This window comes from Roseomonas sp. CECT 9278 (assembly GCF_918698155.1).
Taxonomy (GTDB): domain Bacteria; phylum Pseudomonadota; class Alphaproteobacteria; order Acetobacterales; family Acetobacteraceae; genus Neoroseomonas.
The window spans coordinates 1-20857 of sequence record NZ_CAKKLX010000015.1 but is presented as its reverse complement, the minus strand read 5'-3'; the positions used below and the strand labels follow the sequence as shown (position 1 = coordinate 20857).

Annotated in this window: 21 protein-coding genes and 2 tRNA genes; 19 read left to right on the top strand and 4 right to left on the bottom strand. The window is 70.2% G+C overall.

The features are described 5' to 3' along the window. The first annotated feature begins 99 nt into the window (after positions 1–99). Entirely contained in the window at positions 100–624 is a 525-nt protein-coding gene (infC, locus tag LQ222_RS11980; protein ID WP_230166654.1) for a translation initiation factor IF-3, read from the top strand. Positions 625–640: 16 nt separating this feature from the next. Here the strand turns inward: infC and LQ222_RS11975 are convergent, their stop codons facing one another. Together LQ222_RS11975 and LQ222_RS11970 are read right to left on the bottom strand one after the other, a co-directional pair. Then, positions 641–1156, bottom strand: a complete 516-nt coding sequence (locus tag LQ222_RS11975; RefSeq protein WP_230166653.1) for a hypothetical protein — start codon at positions 1154–1156, stop codon at positions 641–643. Beyond that, on the bottom strand, positions 1153–1839 hold the full coding sequence (locus tag LQ222_RS11970; RefSeq protein ID WP_230166652.1) for a hypothetical protein: 687 nt from the start codon (positions 1837–1839) through the stop codon (positions 1153–1155). Before LQ222_RS11970 ends, LQ222_RS11975 begins: the two co-directional genes overlap by 4 nt. A gap of 256 nt (positions 1840–2095) precedes the next feature. Between LQ222_RS11970 and ffh the strand changes: the two genes are divergently transcribed. The 13 genes from ffh (at position 2096) to LQ222_RS11905 (ending at position 13044) form a co-directional block, all read left to right on the top strand. Further along, a complete protein-coding gene (gene ffh / locus LQ222_RS11965) occupies positions 2096–3481 on the top strand; it encodes a signal recognition particle protein (RefSeq protein ID WP_230166651.1) in 1386 nt (461 codons plus the stop codon). A 24-nt stretch (positions 3482–3505) separates the two neighbouring features. Then, positions 3506–3841 carry a 30S ribosomal protein S16 gene (gene rpsP, locus LQ222_RS11960; RefSeq protein WP_230166649.1) on the top strand — a complete coding sequence of 112 codons (336 nt, stop codon included), beginning with the start codon at positions 3506–3508 and terminating at the stop codon, positions 3839–3841. 7 nt (positions 3842–3848) lie between these two features. After that, positions 3849–4370, top strand: coding sequence for a ribosome maturation factor RimM (gene rimM / locus LQ222_RS11955; protein WP_230166648.1), 522 nt, complete (start codon positions 3849–3851; stop codon positions 4368–4370). Next, a complete protein-coding gene (gene trmD, locus LQ222_RS11950; RefSeq protein WP_230166647.1) occupies positions 4367–5146 on the top strand; it encodes a tRNA (guanosine(37)-N1)-methyltransferase TrmD in 780 nt (259 codons plus the stop codon). The genes rimM and trmD overlap by 4 nt, the downstream gene beginning before the upstream one ends. Positions 5147–5171: 25 nt before the next feature. Beyond that, complete coding sequence (rplS, locus tag LQ222_RS11945) at positions 5172–5582, top strand: 50S ribosomal protein L19 (protein ID WP_230166646.1); 411 nt, start codon at positions 5172–5174, stop codon at positions 5580–5582. A gap of 56 nt (positions 5583–5638) precedes the next feature. After that, entirely contained in the window at positions 5639–7069 is a 1431-nt protein-coding gene (gene leuC, locus LQ222_RS11940) for a 3-isopropylmalate dehydratase large subunit (protein ID WP_230166645.1), read from the top strand. Then, positions 7069–7680 carry a 3-isopropylmalate dehydratase small subunit gene (gene leuD, locus LQ222_RS11935; RefSeq protein ID WP_230166644.1) on the top strand — a complete coding sequence of 204 codons (612 nt, stop codon included), beginning with the start codon at positions 7069–7071 and terminating at the stop codon, positions 7678–7680. The genes leuC and leuD overlap by 1 nt, the downstream gene beginning before the upstream one ends. Positions 7681–7746: 66 nt before the next feature. Further along, on the top strand, positions 7747–8862 hold the full coding sequence (gene leuB, locus LQ222_RS11930) for a 3-isopropylmalate dehydrogenase (protein WP_230166643.1): 1116 nt from the start codon (positions 7747–7749) through the stop codon (positions 8860–8862). 82 nt (positions 8863–8944) lie between these two features. Continuing rightward, positions 8945–9021, top strand: a tRNA-Arg gene (locus LQ222_RS11925). 20 nt (positions 9022–9041) lie between these two features. Further along, positions 9042–9118, top strand: a tRNA-Arg gene (locus LQ222_RS11920). Between the two features lie 68 nt (positions 9119–9186). Then, a complete protein-coding gene (otsB, locus tag LQ222_RS11915; RefSeq protein WP_230166642.1) occupies positions 9187–9909 on the top strand; it encodes a trehalose-phosphatase in 723 nt (240 codons plus the stop codon). Further along, the gene (locus LQ222_RS11910; RefSeq protein WP_230166641.1) at positions 9896–11692 is read left to right on the top strand and encodes a glycoside hydrolase family 15 protein; all 1797 of its coding nucleotides are present in this window, start codon (positions 9896–9898) and stop codon (positions 11690–11692) included. Before otsB ends, LQ222_RS11910 begins: the two co-directional genes overlap by 14 nt. Then, positions 11677–13044, top strand: a complete 1368-nt coding sequence (locus tag LQ222_RS11905) for a trehalose-6-phosphate synthase (protein WP_230166640.1) — start codon at positions 11677–11679, stop codon at positions 13042–13044. The genes LQ222_RS11910 and LQ222_RS11905 overlap by 16 nt, the downstream gene beginning before the upstream one ends. On the opposite strand, the gene LQ222_RS11900 is transcribed toward LQ222_RS11905, so the two are convergent. Further along, positions 13008–14429, bottom strand: coding sequence for a M20/M25/M40 family metallo-hydrolase (locus LQ222_RS11900; protein WP_230166639.1), 1422 nt, complete (start codon positions 14427–14429; stop codon positions 13008–13010). The two genes, LQ222_RS11905 and LQ222_RS11900, sit on opposite strands and share 37 nt — an antisense overlap. An 88-nt stretch (positions 14430–14517) precedes the next feature. Here LQ222_RS11900 and LQ222_RS11895 point away from each other — a divergent pair, with 88 nt between their 5' ends. From LQ222_RS11895 to LQ222_RS11880, 4 genes are all read left to right on the top strand, one after another. Beyond that, positions 14518–15387 carry an oxaloacetate decarboxylase gene (locus LQ222_RS11895; protein ID WP_230166638.1) on the top strand — a complete coding sequence of 290 codons (870 nt, stop codon included), beginning with the start codon at positions 14518–14520 and terminating at the stop codon, positions 15385–15387. Between the two features lie 19 nt (positions 15388–15406). Next, positions 15407–16531 (top strand): alpha-hydroxy acid oxidase, encoded by a 1125-nt coding sequence (locus LQ222_RS11890; protein ID WP_230166637.1) that lies wholly within the window; start codon positions 15407–15409, stop codon positions 16529–16531. Then, entirely contained in the window at positions 16528–17739 is a 1212-nt protein-coding gene (locus LQ222_RS11885) for an MFS transporter (protein ID WP_230166636.1), read from the top strand. Before LQ222_RS11890 ends, LQ222_RS11885 begins: the two co-directional genes overlap by 4 nt. Positions 17740–17857: 118 nt before the next feature. Further along, positions 17858–18229, top strand: coding sequence for a response regulator (locus tag LQ222_RS11880; protein WP_230166635.1), 372 nt, complete (start codon positions 17858–17860; stop codon positions 18227–18229). 318 nt (positions 18230–18547) lie between these two features. Here the strand turns inward: LQ222_RS11880 and hemN are convergent, their stop codons facing one another. Then, a complete protein-coding gene (gene hemN, locus LQ222_RS11875) occupies positions 18548–19897 on the bottom strand; it encodes an oxygen-independent coproporphyrinogen III oxidase (RefSeq protein WP_230166634.1) in 1350 nt (449 codons plus the stop codon). Between the two features lie 481 nt (positions 19898–20378). Between hemN and LQ222_RS11870 the strand changes: the two genes are divergently transcribed. Then, positions 20379–20857, top strand: a 479-nt coding sequence (locus LQ222_RS11870; protein WP_230166633.1) for a type VI secretion system-associated FHA domain protein, incomplete at its 3' end; no start/stop codon positions are given.

Below are 20857 nucleotides of genomic sequence, written 5' to 3'. Positions count from 1 at the left end.
GGCGATGGCGATGCCGGTTGCGGCGCCGTGATCGCCGTTCCATAAAGCCCGCTTCTACCGGTTCAACGACGACAGGAGACGACCATAGCTCGTGGCCCAATGCCCGCGACGCCGCCTTCCAAGGACGGCCCGCGCATCAACGACGACATCCGCGTGCCGCAGGTGCGCCTGATCGACCAGGACGGCGAGATGCAGGGCGTGATGACCGCCCGCGAGGCGCTGATCCGCGCCTATGATGTCGGCCTCGACCTGGTCGAGATCTCGCCCAACGCCGTGCCGCCTGTCTGCAAGATCCTCGACTATGGCAAGTACAAGTACGAGCAGCAGAAAAAGGCCAACGAGGCGCGCAAGAAGCAGAAGGTCGTCGAGATCAAGGAAATCAAGGTCCGTCCGAATATCGACGACCATGACTACGACGTGAAGATGCGCCAGATGAAGGGCTTCATCGAGGAAGGCGACAAGGTGAAGGTGACGCTGCGGTTCCGCGGGCGCGAAATGGCGCACCAGGATCTGGGCGTGAAGGTTCTGGATCGGATCCGGGGGGAACTGGCGGAGACCACGAAGGTGGAGCAGTTTCCGCGGCTGGAGAACCGGCAGATGATTATGGTGTTGGCGCCGAAGTAAGCGACGCCCGCTTCGCTCAGCGAAAGCGCATGGAGGCGACGGTCTGCCGAAGCAGCGGGCCGTATCGATCGCAATCCGCCGGACGGCATTGCAGCGAAATCGTGTAGATGTAGCCGTGTAGCGGCCAGTCAGGTTCGGGAGTAAGTCGCAGGGCGATGTAGCGGATGAGGATTTTGTCCGCCGCAATGCGTTGTTCGCAAATGTAGAAGCGGATCGTTGGGTGAGTGTTTGACGGGCGCGCGGGACTGCCCGCACAACTGTCAATGGCGGCGTCTTGTGTCCGACGAAACGACGAAGTGTTGTACTCTCCGACCACGGTCAAGAAGCTGCCTTCGAAAGGCGAGGCGCAGCCTTGGGATGACAAGGGCGCGATGAATCCAGGGTTGGGCGCGGGCGGTACGTGAGGGCAGGTGCGCAAGCCGTCGGGGATGTTCGCGGCGAACCGGAACTGTTCATTGAAGTATCGCGTGTCCAGTCCCCAGGATGGCGTTGAGAGCGCAAGACCGAGAAGCGCGAGAACGCGCTTCTTCATCGGCTTTGCGTCCAGGGGGGGAGCCTCCGTTCCACCGAACGGATATTGGCGAGCATTCTTGCACGCCAGTCCGGATTGACGGTGTTGTAGACCCGCCAGCCTGCGACCTGTTGGCCATTGCGACGCCCAAGAAGACGGTCGGCAAATTCCTCGGCGGTGGCGGCTCCCCTGACTTGATCTCCGTACAGACGTTCCCAGTACCGAACGGCCGCGTCAATCGAGTCGAAGCGGAGATTTTTGCCGCCGGCTCGTGTCAGCCCGAACGGATTGTTGAGGCCGGTGTTGTGGGTGTCCAGCCAGCCGCTCTCGTAGGATGACAGGCCGAGCACGAATTCCACCCGAGTGCCAAGCCGGTCGGCCAGCGCACGCATCGGTTCGTATGCCCGATCGAAATAGGCATCGACATGCGCAGGATTGCCGGTCGGCGATCTCCCGCGACCGGAGCGCGTCTGCACGTAATCGCGGACATTCTGTGTGATGGTTGCGCCGTCAATCTCCACCGCGCGCTGATAGCTATTGACGCGCACCTGCTTGCCTGTGGCGTCCATTTGCGCCGCGCCCGGATACCGATCTTCCCAAGCGCGGTCGGTGGCAGCCCTGTGTGCCGCGCTGCCTGGTCGCCAACTCTCGCGATACAGTGGGTTTCTCAGCATCGCGCGCAGATCGGCATCTGGCGTGGCCATTGGGCATTTCCATCAATCCACGATTGAGAGACAGTATTCCTAGTACTCGAAAGAGTCAACTGATTTCGAGCGATCGATCCAGGCTCGCTTGACCCTCGGCCCGATCAAGCCCTAGACAGCCGCGGTCTGGGCTACGCCCAAACGCTCGGCCTGCCCGAACCGGGAAGGCTCCGCCGCTCCGCGAAGGCTCGCGCAGCGGCGCAAATGCGTTTGGGGTGGGCCATACCGCGTGATGAAGGACTGAACGGACCGCCCGATGTTCGAGGCACTCTCCAGCAAGCTGAACGGGGTCTTCGACCGGCTGCGCCGCCGTGGCGCGCTGTCGGAAGCCGACGTGACGGAAGCGCTGCGCGAAGTCCGCGTCGCGCTGCTGGAGGCCGATGTCGCGCTCCCGGTCGTCCGCGACCTGGTCAACAAGGTCCGCGAGCGCGCGGTGGGGCAGGAGGTCATCCGCTCCGTCTCCCCCGCCCAGCAGGTCATCAAGATCGTCAACGACGCGCTGGTCGAGGCGCTCGGCGGCGGCGAGGGCGATGACGGCAGGCGCGGCATCGACCTGAACGCCGCGGCACCCGTGCCGATCCTGATGGTCGGGCTGCAGGGCTCGGGCAAGACCACCACCTCGGGCAAGATCGCGCTGCGGCTGCGCACCAAGGACCGCAAAAAGGTTCTGCTGGCCTCGCTCGACGTGCACCGCCCGGCGGCGCAGCTGCAACTCGCCACGCTCGCGACGCAGGCCGAAGTCACCTCGTTGCCGATCATCGCCGGCCAGTCGCCCATGCAGATCGCCATGCGCGCGATGGATGTGGCACGGCGCGAACTCTACGACGTGGTGGTGCTCGACACCGCCGGCCGCCTCGCCATCGACGAGGCGCTGATGGAGGAGGTGGCGCAGGTCAAGCTCGCCACCAACCCGCACGAGACGCTGCTGGTGGTCGATGCCATGACCGGCCAGGACGCGGTCAACACCGCCAAGGCCTTCCAGGACAAGGTGGGCGTCACCGGCATCGTCATGACGCGCATCGACGGCGATGCGCGCGGCGGTGCGGCGCTGTCCATGCGCGCGGTGACCGGCGCGCCGATCAAGCTGCTGGGCGCGGGCGAAAAGCTCGATGCGCTGGAAGACTTCCACCCCGACCGCATCGCCTCGCGCATCCTCGGCATGGGCGACATCGTGTCGCTGGTCGAAAAGGCCGCGGCGAATATCGACCAGGCGGAGGCCGAGAAGCTCGCGGCCCGCATGCAGAAGGGCCAGTTCACGCTGGAGGACTACGCCAGCCAGCTGAAGCAGATCGGCAAGATGGGCAGCCTGCAGGGCATCCTCGGGATGCTGCCGGGTGTCGGCAAGATCAAGCAGCAGCTCAACGACGCGAACCTGGACACCTCCATCCTGGGGCGCCAGGCGGCAATCATCAGCTCCATGACGCCGCGCGAACGTCGCACGCCCGAGATCCTGAAGGCGTCGCGCAAGAAGCGCATCGCCGCCGGTTCCGGCACCTCCGTGCAGGAAGTGAACAAGCTGCTCAAGCAGTTCGACGACATGTCCGCGATGATGAAGCGGATGAACAAGATCGGCCAGAAGGGGCTGATGCGTGGCGGGCTCGCCGCGCTTCTCCCCGGCGCCGGAAACAAACGACCCTTCTAGAGAACGACGACGAAAGGAAGCCTCATGGGCCTCAAGATCCGCCTTGCCCGCGCCGGTGCGAAGAAGCGCCCCTACTACCACATCGTGGTGGCCGACAGCCGTTCGCCGCGCGATGGCCGCTTCATCGAGGCGGTGGGTTCCTACAACCCGATGCTGCCCGCCGAGCACGCCGAGCGCATCCGCCTGAAGGACGAACGCATCACGCATTGGCTGAGCCAGGGCGCGGTGGCGACCGACCGCGTGGCGAAGTTCCTGGGCAAGGCCGGCCTGGCGCCGATGCCGGTGTTCCGCGAGCAGCCGAAGCAGTCCGCGCCGAAGAAGAAGGCGCAGGAACGCGCCGCGGCCGCCGCGGCGGGCTGATCGTCCGATGGCGGTGAAGCGCGTGATGGTGGGCGAGATCGGCAGGCCGCATGGCGTGCGCGGCCTCGTGCGCCTGCGCGCCTTCACCGAGGACCCCGCCGCCATCGCCGCCTATTCGCCGCTGACCGATGCGCAGGGCGCGAAGCGCTACGCCATCACGCTGAAGGGCGGCGACATCGCCGCGGTGGAAGGCGTTGCGGACCGCGACGCGGCCCAGCGCCTGACCGGCACGAAGTTGTATGTCGATCGCGACCGCCTGCCGCCGCCGGAGGATGACGAGTTCTACCTGGTCGACCTGATCGGCCTTGCGGCCGTGACGCAAGATGGCGAACCGCTCGGCCGCATCCGCGCGGTCGAGGACCACGGCGCCGGGGCGTTCCTGATCATCGACGGTGCCGCGCGCGAACACCTGCTGCCCTTCACGCGCGCGGTGGTGCCGGTGGTGGATATCGCGTGCGGGCAGGTCACGGTGGTCCCGCCGGACGAAATCCTGGTGCGGCCGCAGGCGGGGCAGGAGGACGCGGCATGACGCCGCCCGATCGGCACTCGGCCGCGGGGCCGGGCGATGCGTGGCGGGCCTCGGTCCTCACGCTGTATCCGGAGATGTTCCCCGGCCCGCTCGGCTTGTCGCTGGCGGGGCGCGCGCTGCAGGATGGGCGGTGGTCGCTCGAGGCCACTGACATCCGCGCCTTCGCCACCGACCGTCATCGCAGCGTGGACGACACGCCGGCCGGCGGCGGTGCTGGCATGGTGCTGCGCGCGGATGTGCTGGATGCGGCGGTCGCGGGCGTCATGGCCGAGGGCGACGCGCGCCCGCTGATCTGCCTGACGCCGCGCGGGCGACTGCTCGACCAGGCCACCGTGCGCGCGCTGGCGGAAGGCCCCGGCTGCGTGCTGCTCTGCGGCCGCTTCGAAGGGATCGACCAGCGCGTGATCGACGCGCGCGGCATGGTCGAGGTCTCGATCGGCGACTACGTGCTGAGCGGCGGGGAGACGGCGGCGCTGGTGCTGCTCGATGCCTGCGTGCGGCTGCTGCCCGGCGTGATGGGCGCGGCCGACAGCGCGGCCGAGGAAAGCCACGGCACCGACGGGTTGCTGGAATACCCGCACTACACGCGCCCTGCCGAATGGAACGGGCGTGGCATCCCGCCCGTGTTGCTGTCGGGCCACCACGCCGAGATCGCGCGCTGGCGGCGCGCCGAGAGCGAACGCATCACTGAGGAACGCCGACCCGACCTCTGGGCCCGGCATCAAGCGAAACAGCGCGGCGCGGGGGGCATGGACGGCCACCCCGCCGCCGCCTAAACGAAGCCCACGAAAGGATACCGTCATGAACCTGCTCCAGCAGTTCGAGGCCGAGCAGCTCTCCCGCCTCACCGCCGCCCGCGCCACGCCGGATTTCGCGCCGGGCGACACCGTGCGCGTCATGGTGCGCGTGCAGGAAGGCGAGCGCATCCGCGTCCAGGCCTATGAGGGCGTGGTGATCGCGCGCTCCAACAAGGGCCTGCAGAGCAACTTCACCGTCCGCAAGCTCTCCTACGGCGAGGGCGTGGAGCGCGTGTTCCCGCTGCATTCCCCGAACGTGGTCGAGATCATCGTCGTCCGCCGCGGCAAGGTGCGTCGCGCGAAGCTCTATTACCTGCGCGGCCGCACCGGCAAGTCGGCGCGCATCGCCGAGAAGCTCGGCATGAAGCCGACCGCCGCGGCCGCCGCCGCGCCGGCCGCCGCGACCGAGGCCTGAAGTCACTGCCGGGGTGCTGCCGGTCGCAGCACCCCTCGACGTACCGGGAGAAAGCGATGTCAGCGCAGAAGCCGCGCACCTTGTTCGACAAGATCTGGGACGCCCATGTGGTGGATACGCTCCCGGACGGCACGGCGCTGCTCTACATCGACCTTCACCTGACGCATGAGGTCACCACGCCGCAGGCCTTCGACGGGCTGCGCGCGGCCGGGCGCGGCATCCGCCGCCCGGATGCGACGCTGGGCGTGATCGACCACAACATCGCGACGGACTCATCGCGCTACACCGGCATCGTCGATCCCGAGAGCGCGCTGCAGGTCGCGACGCTCGAGAAGAACGCCGCCGAATTCGGCATGCCGCTGATCCCGCTGCTGGATGAACGCCAGGGCATCGTGCATGTGATCGGGCCGGAGCTGGGGCGCTCCCTGCCGGGCATGACCATCGTCTGCGGCGACAGCCATACCAGCACGCATGGCGCGATGGGCGCGCTCGCCTTCGGCATCGGCACCAGCGAGGTCGAGCACGTGCTCGCCACGCAGACGCTGCTGCAGAAGCCGGCGAAGAACATGCGCATCAGCGTCGATGGCAACCTGGCCTTCGGGTGTTCCGGCAAGGACATCGTGCTGGCCATCATCGGGCGCATCGGCACCGCGGGCGGCACCGGGCATGTCATCGAATATGCCGGCGACGCGATCCGCGCGCTCGACATGGCCGGGCGCATGACGGTCTGCAACATGACCATCGAGGGCGGGGCCCGCGCCGGCATGGTGGCGCCGGATCAGACCACCTACGACTACATCGCGCGTACGCCGAACGGGCCGAAGGGCGCGGCGCTCGCCCGCGCGATGGAATGGTGGAAGACGCTGCCGACCGATGCGGGCGCGCATTTCGACACCGAGCTCAAGCTGACCGCGCACGAGATCGCCCCGCAGGTCACCTGGGGCACCAACCCCGAGGCCGTGCTGCCCATCACCGGCATCGTGCCGAACCCGGCCGACGTCGCGGATGAGGCGAAGCGCGCGCAGACCCAGCGCATGGTCGACTACATGGGCCTGACGCCCGGCCAGAAGCTGACCGACCTCAAGGTCGATGTCGTCTTCATCGGCTCCTGCACCAACTCCCGCATCGAGGACATCCGCGCCGCCGCCGCCATTGCCAAGGGCCGCCGCGTGGCTGATGGCGTGCGCGCCATGGTCGTCCCCGGCTCGGGTCTCGTGAAGAAGGCCGCGGAGGCCGAAGGGCTGGACCGCATCCTGAAGGAAGCCGGCTTCGAATGGCGCGAGGCGGGGTGCTCCATGTGCCTCGGGATGAACCCGGACAAGCTGACGCCGGGCCAGCGTTCGGCCAGCACGTCGAACCGGAACTTCGAAGGCCGACAGGGACCTGGCGGGCGCACGCACCTGCTGAGCCCCGCCATGGCCGCGGCCGCCGCGGTGGCCGGGCATCTAGCCGACGTGCGCGACTACCAGCCGAAGGAAACCCTGTGATGCAGGCCTTCACGACGCTCACCGGCATCGCCGCGCCGCTGCCCCGCGCGAATGTCGACACCGACCAGATCATCCCCGCGCGCTTCCTCAAGTCGATCAGCCGCTCGGGCTTCGGCAAGAACCTGTTCGCCAATTTCCGCTACAAGGAAGACGGCAGCGAGAACCCCGACTTCGTGCTGAACCAGGAGCCGTATCGCCGCGCGGAAGTCCTGGTCGCATTCGAGAATTTCGGCTGCGGCTCCTCGCGCGAGCACGCGCCCTGGGCGCTGCTCGACTTCGGCATCCGCTGCGTCATCGCGCCCGACTTCGCCGACATCTTCCACAACAACTGCTTCAAGAACGGCGTCCTGCCGGTTCGGCTTCCGAAGGAAGTCTGCGCGCAGTTGATGGAGGACGCGAAGCTTGGTGCCAATGCCCGCATCACGGTGGACCTGGAACGCGAAGTGGTGGTGCGCCCGAACGGGGAGGAAATCCCGTTCAAGATCGACCCGCTGCGCCGCCACCTGATGCTCAATGGCCTGGACGATATCGGCCAGACCATGCAGCACGCACCCGCCATCGACAGCTTCGAGGCGAAGCAGAAGGCCGCCCAGCCCTGGCTCTACGCCTGACCTGATTCCCGCGGGAGGCAGGCCCGCCCGGGGCGTCTCCCGACACTGCAGGAGACGTCCACCACCATGCCGTCCAACAAGAAGCTCCTCATCCTGCCCGGCGACGGGATCGGCCCCGAGGTGATGCGCGAAGTCCGTCGCGTCATCGACTGGATGGACCGTCGCCGCGCCGTGTCGTTCGACATCGAGGAACGCCTGGTCGGTGGCTCCGCCATCGATGCCGAGGGCATGCCCTGCTCCGACGAGACGGTGGCGCGCGCCAAGGCCGTCGATGCCGTGCTGTTCGGCTCGGTGGGCGGCCCGAAGTGGGATGGCCTGCCCTTCGAACAGCGCCCCGAACTGGGCGTGCTGCGGCTGCGCAAGGACCTCGGCCTGTTCGCCAACCTGCGTCCGGCGGTGGTGCTCGACCCGCTGGCGGATGCGTCCTCGCTCAAGGCCGACATCGTGCGCGGCGTGGACATCATGGTCGTCCGCGAATCGACCGGCGGCGTCTATTTCGGCGAACCCCGCGGCATCGAGATCCTGCCCGACGGCAAGCGCCGCGGCTTCGACACCGATGTGTACCATGAGGACGAGATCGCCCGCGTCGCGCGCGTGGCCTTCGACCTGGCGCGTGGCCGCCGCAAGAAGGTGACCAGCGTCGAGAAGGCGAACGTCATGCAGTCCGGCCGCCTGTGGCGCGCCGTGGTCAGCGAGGTCCACAAGGCCGAATACGCCGATGTCGAGCTCGAGAACATGTACGCCGACAACTGCGCCATGCAGCTCTGTGCGCGGCCCAAGCAGTTCGACGTGATCCTGGGCAGCAACCTGTTTGGCGACGTGCTGTCGGACCTGGCGGCGGCGCTGACGGGCTCGCTCGGCATGCTGCCCTCGGCCACGCTCGGCGCGGTGGACCCGGTCACCGGCAAGCGCCACGCGCTGTACGAACCGATCCACGGTTCCGCACCCGACATCGCCGGCAAGGGCATCGCGAATCCGCTCGCGCAGATCCTGTCCTTCGCGATGCTGCTGCGCTGGTCCTTCGGCATGGAGGACGACGCCGCGCTGGTCGAGGCCGCGGTCGGCAAGGTGCTTTCGGGTGGCCTGCGCACGGCCGACATCATGCAGCCAGGCATGGCGCGCGTCGGTACCTCCGTGATGGGCGAGGCGGTGGTGCGCGAACTGGACAAGCTCGCGGCCTGACGCGCGAATTCGTTGTGACGGAGGGGTTGCGCGCTGCGGCCGCCTCCGCTATCTCCCCGGCCTCGCCGCGATGGTGGCCAGGGCGCCCGTAGCTCAGCTGGATAGAGCACCAGACTACGAATCTGGGGGTCAGGAGTTCGAATCTCTTCGGGCGCGCCACCACCATCATCGGATCCCAAGCGCCCGTAGCTCAACTGGACAGAGCATCAGACTTCGGATCTGAGGGTTGGGAGTTCAAATCTTCCCGGGCGCGCCATCGGCCTGCGTCAGTCACCGGGAAATGACAAGCCTGTAATTAACCATCCGCGCTCCCACATCAGGTGGATGACCTCCTCCGGTATCCCCGCGATCGAGGGCGATTGGGCGCTGTTCCTCGATCTCGACGGCACGCTCCTCGATATCGCGCCCAGGCCTGACGCGGTCGTTGTTCCACCCGGGCTGGTGACGACACTCCAAGGACTTTCGCACCGCCTGGATGGTGCACTGGCCGTCGTCACGGGGCGCGCGCGCGTGGTGGCCGACACGCTGCTGGCGCCACTCGCGCTGCCCGGCGGCTTCGGACATGGCGCCGAGCTGCGCGACGCCGATGGCCGCGTCGCCGGCGCGGATGCAGTTCCCGCGCTGCCATCGGATTGGCCGGCGCGCCTGGCGCCGCAGCTCGCCGGCTGGCGCGACGTCATCCTCGAGATCAAGCCGCACGGCCTCGCGCTGCACTACCGCGCCGCGCCGCAATGGCGTGACGCAACCCGCGATGCGCTGCTGGCGTTGCTGCGCGGCCATGACGACGCCTTTGCCCTGCTGCCCGCCCAGATGGCCTTCGAGATCCGACCACGCGCCGCGACCAAGGCGCGCGCGGTGCACGCGCTGATGCAGGCCGCACCGTTTCGTGGCCGCCGGCCGGTCTTCGTCGGCGACGACGTGACGGATGAGGACGGCATGGCGGCAGCACGCGACCTCGGCGGCCTGGGGCTGCATGTCGGGCGCGATTTCCAGGGCGGACCAACCGAGGTCCGCGCCTGGCTGGAGGCCGCCCATGCAGGCGCTTGACCTCGCCGTCATCGGCAATTGCGCGGTCGCGGCGCTGATCTCGCCGCAGGCGCGGCACGAATGGTTCTGCTTCCCGCGCCTGGATGCCGAGCCCGTTTTCAACGCCCTGCTGGGCGGCGTGGCACCCGAGCGTGGCTTCATGGACATCGTGCTGCGCGACCAGGTCGACAGCCGGCAACGCTACCTGCGCAACACCGCGGTGGTCGAAACGCTGCTGACGGATTCGGCCGGCGGCGTGGTGCGCGTGATCGACCTCGCGCCGCGCTTCCGCCGCTTCGGGCGGATGTATCGCCCACCGATGCTGGTGCGCCGTATCGAACCCGTGGCGGGGCGCCCGCGTATCGCGATCCGCATCCGCCCGTCCTTCGACCATGGGGCGGAACCCGGCAGGCACAGCATCGGCAGCAACCACATCCGGTATTTCGGCGCCGACACCGTGCTGCGCCTGACCACCGACGCGCCGCTCACCTACATCGCGCACGAAGCCGAATTCGCTCTCGGCCGCCCGGTCAGCCTGGTGCTCGGCGCGGATGAGAGCCTGCCGGAGAGTGCGGATACGGTCGCGCGCAACGCCATCGCCGAGACCGAGGCCTATTGGCTCGACTGGGTGCGCGGCCTGAACCTGCCCTTCGACTGGCAGGAGGCGGTGATCCGCGCCGCCATCACGCTGAAGCTCTGTTCGTTCGAGGATACGGGCGGCATCGTCGCCGCGCTCACCACCTCCATCCCCGAGGCGCCTGGCAGCGGGCGCACCTGGGACTACCGCTTCTGCTGGCTGCGCGACTCCTTCTTCACCGTGGGAGCGCTGAACCGGCTGAACGCGACGCGCACCATGGAAGACTTCCTGCGCTTCATCATGGATGCCGTGCCGGATGGGTCGAACGGCCCCATCCCGCCGCTGTTCCCCATCGCGCCAGGCACCGAAGTGGCGGAGCGCATCGCCACCGCGCTGCCCGGCTTCCGCGGCGACGGGCCGGTGCGCATCGGCAATGCCGCGGTCAGCCAGCGGCAGAACGACAGTTACGGCGCCATCGTGATGACGGCGACGCAGATGTTCTGGGACCAGCGCCTCGCGCGCCCCGGCGACGTCGCGCTGTATCGGCAGCTGGCTGAGATCGGGCGCCATGCCGAAGCCGCGGCCTTCGAACCCGATGCCGGGCTGTGGGAATATCGCGGCCGCGCCGCGGCGCATACGCATTCGGCGGCGATGTGCTGGGCGGCGCTCGACCGCCTCGGCGCCATCGCCGCGCGCTTCGGCCTCGATGCCGAGGCGCAGGACTGGGAAACGCGCGCCGCCGCGCTGCGCGCGCGCATCCTCGATGCCGCGACGGCGCATGGCGGCGGGTGGATCTCGGGCGTGCTGGGCGGCGAACCGGTCGCGGATGCATCGACCTTCCTGTTGGCGGAGGTCGGCCTGATCCGCGCCACCGACCCGTTGTTCCTGCGTACGGTCGAGGTTCTGGAACAGCGCCTGGTCCGCGACGGCATCGTGCTGCGCTACGACCACGCCGATGATTTCGGCACGCCCGAGGTCGGCTTCCTGGTCTGCACCTTCTGGTACATCGACACGCTGGCGCGCATCGGCCGGCGGGCGGAGGCGCGCCTCCTGTTCGACCGCGCGCTGGCCTGGCGCAACCATGTCGGCCTGTTGGCCGAGGATGTGCACCCCGCGACCGGCGCGCTGTGGGGGAACTTTCCGCAGACCTATTCGCAGGTCGGTCTGATCCTGTCCGCCATGCGCCTGTCCCGCAGCTGGGAGGAAGGCCTGTGGCGCGCCTCGTGATCGTCTCGAACCGCGTGCCGGGCCCGCGGGCCAAGGGCGCGGCGAGCGCGGGCGGGCTGGCGGTCGCGCTGCAATCCTTCCTCGCCCCTGGCACGCTCTGGTTCGGCTGGTCGGGCAAGGTCACGCCGGAGAGTTCGACGACGCCCGCGGTCGCCGAGGGCGATGGGGTGACCTATGCCACCATCGACCTCGGCGCCGAGGACTACGACCGCTTCTATGTCGGCTTCGCCAATTCCTCGCTGTGGCCGCTGCTGCATTTCCGGCTCGGCCTGATGCGCTACACGCGCGAGGATTTCGCGGGCTACCGCGCCGTGAACGACGCCTTCGCCGCCGCGCTGCTGCCGCTGCTCAAGCCCGACGACACGGTCTGGGTGCATGACTACCACCTGATCCCGCTCGGCGCCGCGCTGCGCGCCGCGGGCTTCCGGGGGCGCATCGGCTTCTTCCTGCACATCCCCTTCGTGCCGCCCTCGGTGCTGGAGGCCCTGCCGCCGGCGCGGGCGTTGCTGCATGCGATGTGCGCGTATGACGTGGTCGGCTTCCAGACGCGCACGCATCTGGCGGACTTCCTCGACTGTGCGCGCCGCTTCAGCGGCTTCGCCGTGGAGGACGACGAAGTGGTCACCGAGGATGGCCGCCGCGTGCGCGCCATTGCCGACCCGATCGGCATCGACGCGTCGGGCTTCGCGCGGATCGCCACGCGCGCCGCCGGCACCGCGTATATCCAGCGCGTGCGCGAAAGCCTGGTCGGCCGTGCGCTCGCCATCAGCGCGGAGCGGCTCGACTATTCCAAGGGCCTGCCCAATCGCTTCGAGGGCTTCGCGCGGCTGCTCGCGCGTTTCCCGCAGCACCAGCGGCGCGTCTCCATGCTGCAGATCGCCGCGCGATCGCGCGAGGACGTGGCGGAATACCAGGCGCTGCGGCGCGAACTCGACCGCCTGGCCGGCGACATCAATGGCCGCTTCTCCGGCTTCGACTGGGTGCCGCTGCGCTACATGACGCAGACGGTGGCGCGCACGAAGCTGGCGGGGCTGTTCCGCATCGCGCGCATCGCCCTGGTGACGCCGCTGCGCGACGGGATGAACCTGGTGGCGAAGGAATTCATCGCCGCGCAGGACCCGGCCGATCCGGGCGTGCTGATCCTGTCGCGCTTCGCCGGCGCGGCGGAGGAACTGCCCGACGCGCTGCTGGTCAACCCCTACGACCCCGACGACATCGCCGAGGCCATGCACGCCGCGCTGGACATGCCGCTGGAGGAACGCCAGGAACGCCACGCGGCGCTCCGCCGCGCGGTGTTCGAAGTGACATCGGCGCGCTACTGCGACGTCTTCACGCAGGCGCTGGCCGCCTGACTGCGCAGCGCGGCGGGCGCGACCTTGCCGATCTCGCTCAGCAGAGCGGGCCAGGCGCGCAGGCCTTCCTCCAGCGAGGACAGCCGGAAGAACTCGTTCGGCGCGTGGATGTCCTCGTCGGGCATGGCGAAGCCGAACATCAGCGTGTCCAGGCCGAGCATCTCCTGGAAGATCGCGGTGATCGGCAGCGTGCCGCCGATGCGCGCGCGCACCGGCGCCTGGTTGGTCATGCCGCGCAGCACGTCCTCGGCCGCCGCCAGCAGGGGGTGGCCGTCGCGCAGCGTGAAGGCCGGCGAGCCAGGCCCGCTCTCCTCGAAGGCGATCCGCACGCCGGGCGCCGCACGCGCCACCAGGTGGTCGCGCAGCACCTTCTGCACCCGTGCCGGATCCTGCCCCGGGCCGAGCCGTATCGTGACCTTCGCATGCGCCTCGCAGGGCAGCACGGTCTTGTTGCCGGCACCGGTATAGCCACCCCACATGCCGTTGACCTCGATGCTCGGCAGCAGCGTCAGGCGTTCCTGCACGGTCCGGTCGGGATCACCCCAGGCACGCGCGCCGATGGCGCCGTAGAATTCCGCCTCGTCGACCGCCAGCGCCGCGGCGTCGGCGCGTTCGCGTGGGCCGATCGGGTCGAGGTCGTCCATCAGGCCCGGCACGGCGATGCGCCCGGCCTCGTCATGGAACCCCGCGATCAGGCGGGCCAGTTCATGGTTGGCGTTGCGCACGGCGGCGCCGAAGCGGCCTGAATGCAGATCCTTCGCCGCCGTGCGCACGCTGAAGCGCAGCGCCGTCAGCCCGCGCGACCCGACATTGATGGTCGGCAACACCGTGCTCGCCCGCCCGCCATCGGCCGAGAGCACCGCATCGGCCACAAGAGCATCACGATGCCGTTCGATCAGCGTGCGGATGGATGGGCTGCCGGTCTCCTCCTCGCCTTCCAGGAAGAAGCGGATGTTCACCGGGCAGCCACCGGCCTGGATGAATTCGATCACCGTCTCGACCGCGATCAGCGTCGAACCCTTCACGTCCGAGGCGCCGCGCGCATAGATCCGCCCGTCGCGGATGGTGGGTTCGAAGGGCGGCGTCGTCCACAATTCCAGCGGGTCGGGCGGCTGCACGTCGTAATGGCCGTAGATCAGCAGGGTCGGCCTGCCGGGCGCGCCGTTCCAGCTGCCGGTGATGGCCGGGTGGCCGCCGCCATCCAACAGCCGCACATCCTGCACGCCGCCTTCCGTCATGCGCGCCATCAGCAGGTCGCGCGTCGCCTTCATGCCCGCCACATAGGCCGGGTCGGTGCTGACCGACGGCATCCGCAGCAGCGCCAGCAGCCGATCCAGGATCTCGTCCTTGCGCGCCACCAGGCGCTCGGCCACCACGTCGCTCATCCGTGCATCCCTCGCATGTCGGGGCGCAGCCTAGACCGTTGTCGCGCCCGGTTGCACAGTGCGGCGGACAAGGCCAAGGAACCCCGGGATGGAACGTCCACCGAGCACGGCAGCCCGCCGCGCGTCCTTTCGCGCGATCCTGGCGGGCGGCGCCTGCATCCATCCGGCCTCGGTGCACGACCCGATCGCCGGGCGCATCGCGTCCGAGCTGGGGTTCGAGGCGGCGATGTTCGCGGGGTCCGTGGCGTCCCTGACCGTGCTGGGCGCGCCCGACCTGATCGTGCTGACGCTGTCCGAATTCGCCGACCAGGCGCGGCGCATCTGCCGCGGCGGTGCGCCTCCGCTGATGGTCGATGCCGACCACGGCTACGGCAATGCGCTGAACGTCATGCGCACGGTGCAGGAACTCGAGACCGCCGGCATCGCCGCGCTGACCATCGAGGACACCGACCTGCCGCGCGGCCACGGCACGGGTGAACCCGGCCTGCTGTCGCTCGAAGCGGGCCTGGGCAAGATGCGCGCGGCGGTGGCGGCGCGCGAGGATGCCGGCCTCACGGTGATCGCGCGGACCAGCGCGCTGAACCTGGTGAACCTGGACGAGGCCGTGCGCCGCACGAGGGCCTATGCCACCTGCGGCACCGATGCGCTGTTCTTCACCGGCGTGAATGACTGGGAGCAGCTCGCCGCACTTCAGGGCGCATCCGGCGGCATGCCGATCATCCTGGGCGGCACGCCGCCCGCCCTGGCCGATCGCGCGCGCCTCGCCGCCCATGGCGTGCGCGTGGCGCTGCAGGGCCACCAGCCCTTCGCCGCCGCGGTCGCGGCCATCCACGCCACGCTGAAGGCGCTGCGCGACGGCACGCCGCCGGCCGAGCTCAAGGGCGTCGCCCCGCCCGCGCTGATGAAGCAGGTCACGCGCGAAGCCGACTACGCCGCCTGGACCCGCGACTTCCTCTGACATCGCACGAGACAGCCCCATGCCGATCGAACCCGAAGCCCTCGCCGAGACGCAGACCAAGTACCTGGCGCTGCATGAATTCGTGAAGGCGGCGAAGAACCGCCTCGACGCCAACATGTGGGACTACCTGGTCGGCGCCACCGAGACCGAGGCCACCATGCGGCGCAACCGCATGGGGATCGACGCGCTGGCGCTGCGTCCGCGCGTGCTGCGCGACGTGTCCAACATCGACAGCACCTCGACCCTGTTCGGCAAGGCCATTCGCCTGCCGGTGATGCTGGCGCCGGTCGGCGGGCTGGAATTCATGGCGGTCGGCCACAACGGCGCGGTGACGGCGGGCGAGGGGGCCTCGGCCTTCGGCATCCCGATCATGCTCTCCTCCGTCTCGAAGCCGGGGCTGGAGCAGGTCGCGAAGGCCGCGACGGGGATGAAGATCTACCAGCTCTATGTCCGCGGCGACGCGGCCTCGATCGAGGACAGCATCAAGCGCGCGACCGACAATGGCTACGATGCCTTCTGCCTCACCGTGGACACCGCGATATATTCGCGACGCGAACGCGACATCGTGCGCCGCTTCGCCAAGCCCTGGCGCGCCACCGCCACCGGCGACGCGCAGCGCTACCAGGCGATGCTCAACTGGGACGACGTGAAGCGCATCAAGGACGGCCATCCCGACCTGAAGCTGGTGCTCAAGGGCATCGGCACCGGCGAGGACGCGCTGATCGCCTGCCAGCACGGCGTCGAGGTGGTGTACGTCTCCAACCATGGCGGCCGCCAGCTCGATGCCGGGCGCGGGTCGATCGAGGTGCTGCCCGAGGTCGTGCAGGCCGTGGGTGGTCGCGCGAAGGTCTGGGTCGATGGCGGCTTCTCGCGCGGGACCGACATCGTGAAGGCGCTGTGCCTCGGCGCCGAATGCGTCGGCATCGGGCGGCTGTACTGCTACGCACTGGCCGCCGATGGCGCGGCCGGCGTGGTGCGGCTGCTGGAGATCCTGGAGAACGAATTCCGCTCCGCGCTCGGCCTGCTCGGTGCGACCTCGGTGGCGGAGCTCGGCCCGGGCTTCGTCGCACCGTCGGCGCCCACCAACATGCCGCATGTGCACAGCGCCTTCCCGCTGCTGCGGCTGGACGATTCCGGGTATTGACCACGCCCGGCCCGGAGCGAAGCGCGGTCCGCGACCTGCTCGCGGACGCAACCTTCGTCAGGCTCTGGGCCGCCGGCGGCCTGACCAACTCGATGCGCTGGGTCGAGATGCTGGTCAGCGGGCTGTTCGCCTTCCAGCTGACCGGGTCCGCCTTCGCCGTCTCGCTGGTGCTGATGTCGCGCGCGCTGCCGATGCTCACGGCCGGTGCGCTGGCCGGCGCGGTGGCCGAGAGCATCGACCGCAAGCGCCTGCTCATGGCCGGCCAGGCGGCGACCGCCATCGGTGCCATCACCATCGCGGCGCTGGCCGCGAGCGGGCATCTCGCGCTGTGGCACCTGTTCCTGAACGGGCTGCTGGGCGGGCTCGCCTGGACCAACGAACTCGCGACGCGCCGGCGCATGGTGGCCGAAGCCGCCGGGCCCGCGCGCATCGTCCAGGCGGTGGCGCTGGACACCGTGACGAACAGCACCACGCGCATGGTTGGGCCGCTGGCGGGCGGCATCTTCTTCCAGACCGTCGGCGTCACCGCCGCCTATGTCATCGCGGCGACGCTCTATGTGGTGGCGCTCGGCCTGGTGTCGGGCGTGGTGCATCGCCAGGAACGGCGCCAGCTCCAGCCGCGGCGCCTGGTCGCGGATGTGCTGGAGGCGACGCGGATCGCGCTGGCGCACCCGATCCTGCGCCTGGTGCTCGGCGTCACCATCGCGATGAACGTCTTCGGCTTTTCCTACACCGCGATCCTGCCGGCCTTCGGCGCCATCGCCTTCCAGGCGAATCCCGTCGAGATCGGCATCCTCGCCGCGGCCGAGCCCTTCGGCGCGCTGCTCGCCGGGCTTGGCCTGGCGTTCCGGCGCGGGGCGCCGCCGGGGCGGCTCACGCTGCTGCTGGGCTCGGCCGGCTTCCTGGTCGTGCTGGCCGGCGCGGCGCTGGCGCCCAGCCTGCCCATGGCCGCGCTGCTGCTGTTCGTCGGCGGCCTGGGCACCGCTGCCTTTGCCAGCCTGCAGACCGGGCTGGTCATGATGCAGGCGCCGATCGAGGCGCGCAGCCGCGTCCTCGGCCTCACCACCACCTGCATCGGCATGGGGCCGGTGGGCGTGCTCATGATCGGCGCGCTGGCTGATGGCTTCGGACCACGTACCGCCATCGCGCTGATGGCGGCGGGCGGCATCCTGGCACTCGGCGCCGTGGCGGCGGCCACGCGAGCGTGATGACGAGGGGCGTAACGACTGGCGGGTTTGTCTGCCATCGGCGCGCCCACATGCTAGAATCGTCGAACACGCACGCGGCGGACTTCGCGACGCATCGGGACCGGGGAATGACGACCGCATGACAATGGCCGCGACGGAACGCCGCATCCTGGTCGTCGAGGACGAAGCCCTTGTCGCCATGCTGGTCGAGGACGCGCTGGTCGATGCCGGCTTCGTCGTGATCGGCCCGGCGCGCACGGTGTCCCAGGCGCTCGAGATGCTCAAGGCCGACCCGCCCGACGCCGCGGTGCTCGACCTCAACCTGGGCGGCGAGAATTCGGTCCCGGTGGCGGATGCGCTGGCGGCGCGCGGCATCCCGTTCCTGGTCGCGACCGGCTATGGGGCGGCTGGCCTCCCGCCGCACCTCAAGCACATCCCGGTGCTGCCCAAGCCCTACGATCCGGCCGACCTGACGGCGGCGCTGGACCGCCTCTGCCCCGGCGCCGCCTGAGCGCCGCCGCCAGCCCGCGATTGCGCGAGCCCGCATGCCCACGCGAACGATCCGCGCCGGCGCGCGGTCGTCCCGGCGCCGGTCCCGACCGGGTGGCCTCATCGGGCCGCGTGAAGACGCCGCGGAGCGCACGACATCAGCGGCGACGCAGCGCGCAGGGCTGCGATGGCCCTGGCGCGCCGTGCGCCGCGATGGCTCGCCAAGCGCGGTCATCCGATGCCTCGCCGTGGCGGCGACGCCCAGAGACCGTTTGAAGCCGCGCCGGGCGACGGGGCGGGTCGGGGCCGGGATTCGCAGACGGTCTATGGGCGCGCCACGCTACACCGCCGCGCTGTGCCGCGCGGGCACGGGCGCGAGGTAGGCATCGAAGCAGGCCGCCAGGTGCCGCAGGAAGGGCCGGCCGGCCTGCGTCATGGCGATTCGCCCGCCCTCCTGCGCCACCAGCCCCTGGGCGACCAGCGCGCCGATGCGCGGCGCGGCATCCGCCATCACCTCCGCCGGAATCGCGGCCGTGGCGATGGCGCCGTCGCACATCACGCGTTCGATCAGCGAACCGCGGATGCGATCGTCGGCGCTGAGCGCCAGGCCACGCGCGACCGGCAGCCGCCCGGCCTCGATGGCGGCGAGCCAGCGGCGCTCCTCCGCTTCGTTCTGCGCGTAGCCGCCCGGCATGGCGCCGATCGCCGAGGCGCCGAGTCCGACCAGGAAGGGCGCGGTGTCGGTGGTGTAGCCCTGGAAGTTGCGCCGCAGCCTGCCCGATGCCGCCGCGCGCGCCAGCGCATCGTCGCGCAGCGCGAAATGATCGAGTCCCACCGCGACATACCCCGCGCCGGTCAGCACGCGCGCGGCGGCCTCGGCCTGGCGCAGGCGCAGCGGGGCGTCGGGCAGTTCCTCGGCACGGATCGCCTTCTGGTGCGGCTTCATCCAGGGCACATGCGCGTAGCCGAAGACCGCGACGCGATCGGCCCCGCAATCGGCGGCGAAGCGGGCCGAGGCCTCGATCTCCGCCACCTGCTGCCCGGGCAGGCCGTAGATCAGGTCGATGTTGATGCCGCCGACGCCCAGCGCGCGCAGGCCGCGCACCGCCGCCAGGACCATCGCCACGGGCTGCACGCGCCCGATCCGCGCCTGCACCGCCGGCGTGATGTCCTGCACGCCGAGGCTCGCGCGCGTCAGCCCGATGGCGCCGAGCGCATCGAGCAGGTCGGCGCCGAGCGTGCGCGGATCCAGTTCGGCCGCGACCTCCGCCCCCGGGCGGAAGGCGAAGGCGCCGCGCAGCACCGCCGCCAGCCGCACCAGCCCCGCGGCACCGAGCGCCGTGGGCGTGCCGCCGCCCAGGTGCAGCGCGGCGACGCCGCCATGGCGGGGCAGCCGTTCGGCCACCATCGCGGCCTCGCGCGCGAGCCCATCGGTGTAGCGCGCGATCCGCGCGGCCGACCGCGTGACCGCGGTATGGCAGCCGCAATACCAGCACAGCGCGTGGCAGAACGGCACATGGGCATAGAGCGACAGCGCATCCTCCGGCCCCGCCTGGCGCAGCCAGGTGTCGTAGGTGGCGGCGTCGAGCGGCGCGAAATGCGGTGCCGTGGGGTAGCTGGTGTAGCGCGGCAAGGGCGCCGCGGCGTGGCGCAGCAGGGTCTCGGCGGGCAGGGCGGTGATCTCGGTCATGGCCCGAGCTTCGCGCTGTGAATCATTTCACGCCTTGCGCTGGCGCAAGGTCGCGGCGGCCGCGCCGGGGGGGGCGGGTGGCGGGCGGCACGGGCGATGCCGCCGCTTGCGGCTGGCGCCGCCCTGGCGCGGCAGGCCCCGGGCGCCGCAGTGCCGCGGCATCATGTGGCGCCGCCTTGCCGCGGGGACCCCGCGCGCCATTGTGGATCGTTGCACCCTGTTCCAGGGTGGCGGCGGACACGTCTATGCTGCGCCACGGGCGGAGGAAGGGTTGGATGTCGGACGGCGTCGGGCGGCGGTGGCGGCAGGGATCGGCGCGCATGCCCGGTGACGTGCCGCTGCGCGCCGTCATGCAGGCGTCGTCCCGCAACCCGCCCGCTGTCGCTATACTCGGCCCGATGAGCCCCCTTCGCGACCCCTGCCGCCGCATCGCGGCGAACCCCGCGGCGCAAGCGCGGCCCGCCTGCGCAGGAACCTGCCGATGGAACTGACCCTGACCGTCCTGCGCTGCCCCGACAGCGTGGTGCCCGAACAGCGCCGCGTGCCCGGCGGCGACTACATCATCGGCCGCGGCGCCGATGCCGGATGGGTACTGCCCGACCCCGACCGCCTGCTGTCCAAGCACCATTGCGTGCTGGAATTCCGCGGCGGCGGCTGGCAGGTGCGCGACCTGTCGACCAACGGCACCTTCGTGAACCATTCCGACACGCCGGTCGGGCGCGACCAGGTGAAGATGCTCGAGGATGGCGACCGCCTGCGCCTGGGCACCTACGAGATCGAGGTGAAGGTCGAACAGGCGGGCGCCCAGCCCGGTGGCTGGGGTGGCGGCCTGCCTGCGGCCGAACCGCCGCGCGGCGGCGGCGGCTGGGACCCCGCGCCGGCACCCGGTGGCTGGGCAGCAGCGCCGGCCGCGCCGGCGTCGGGCGGCTGGGATGCGGCGCCGGCCGCGCCGGCATCGGG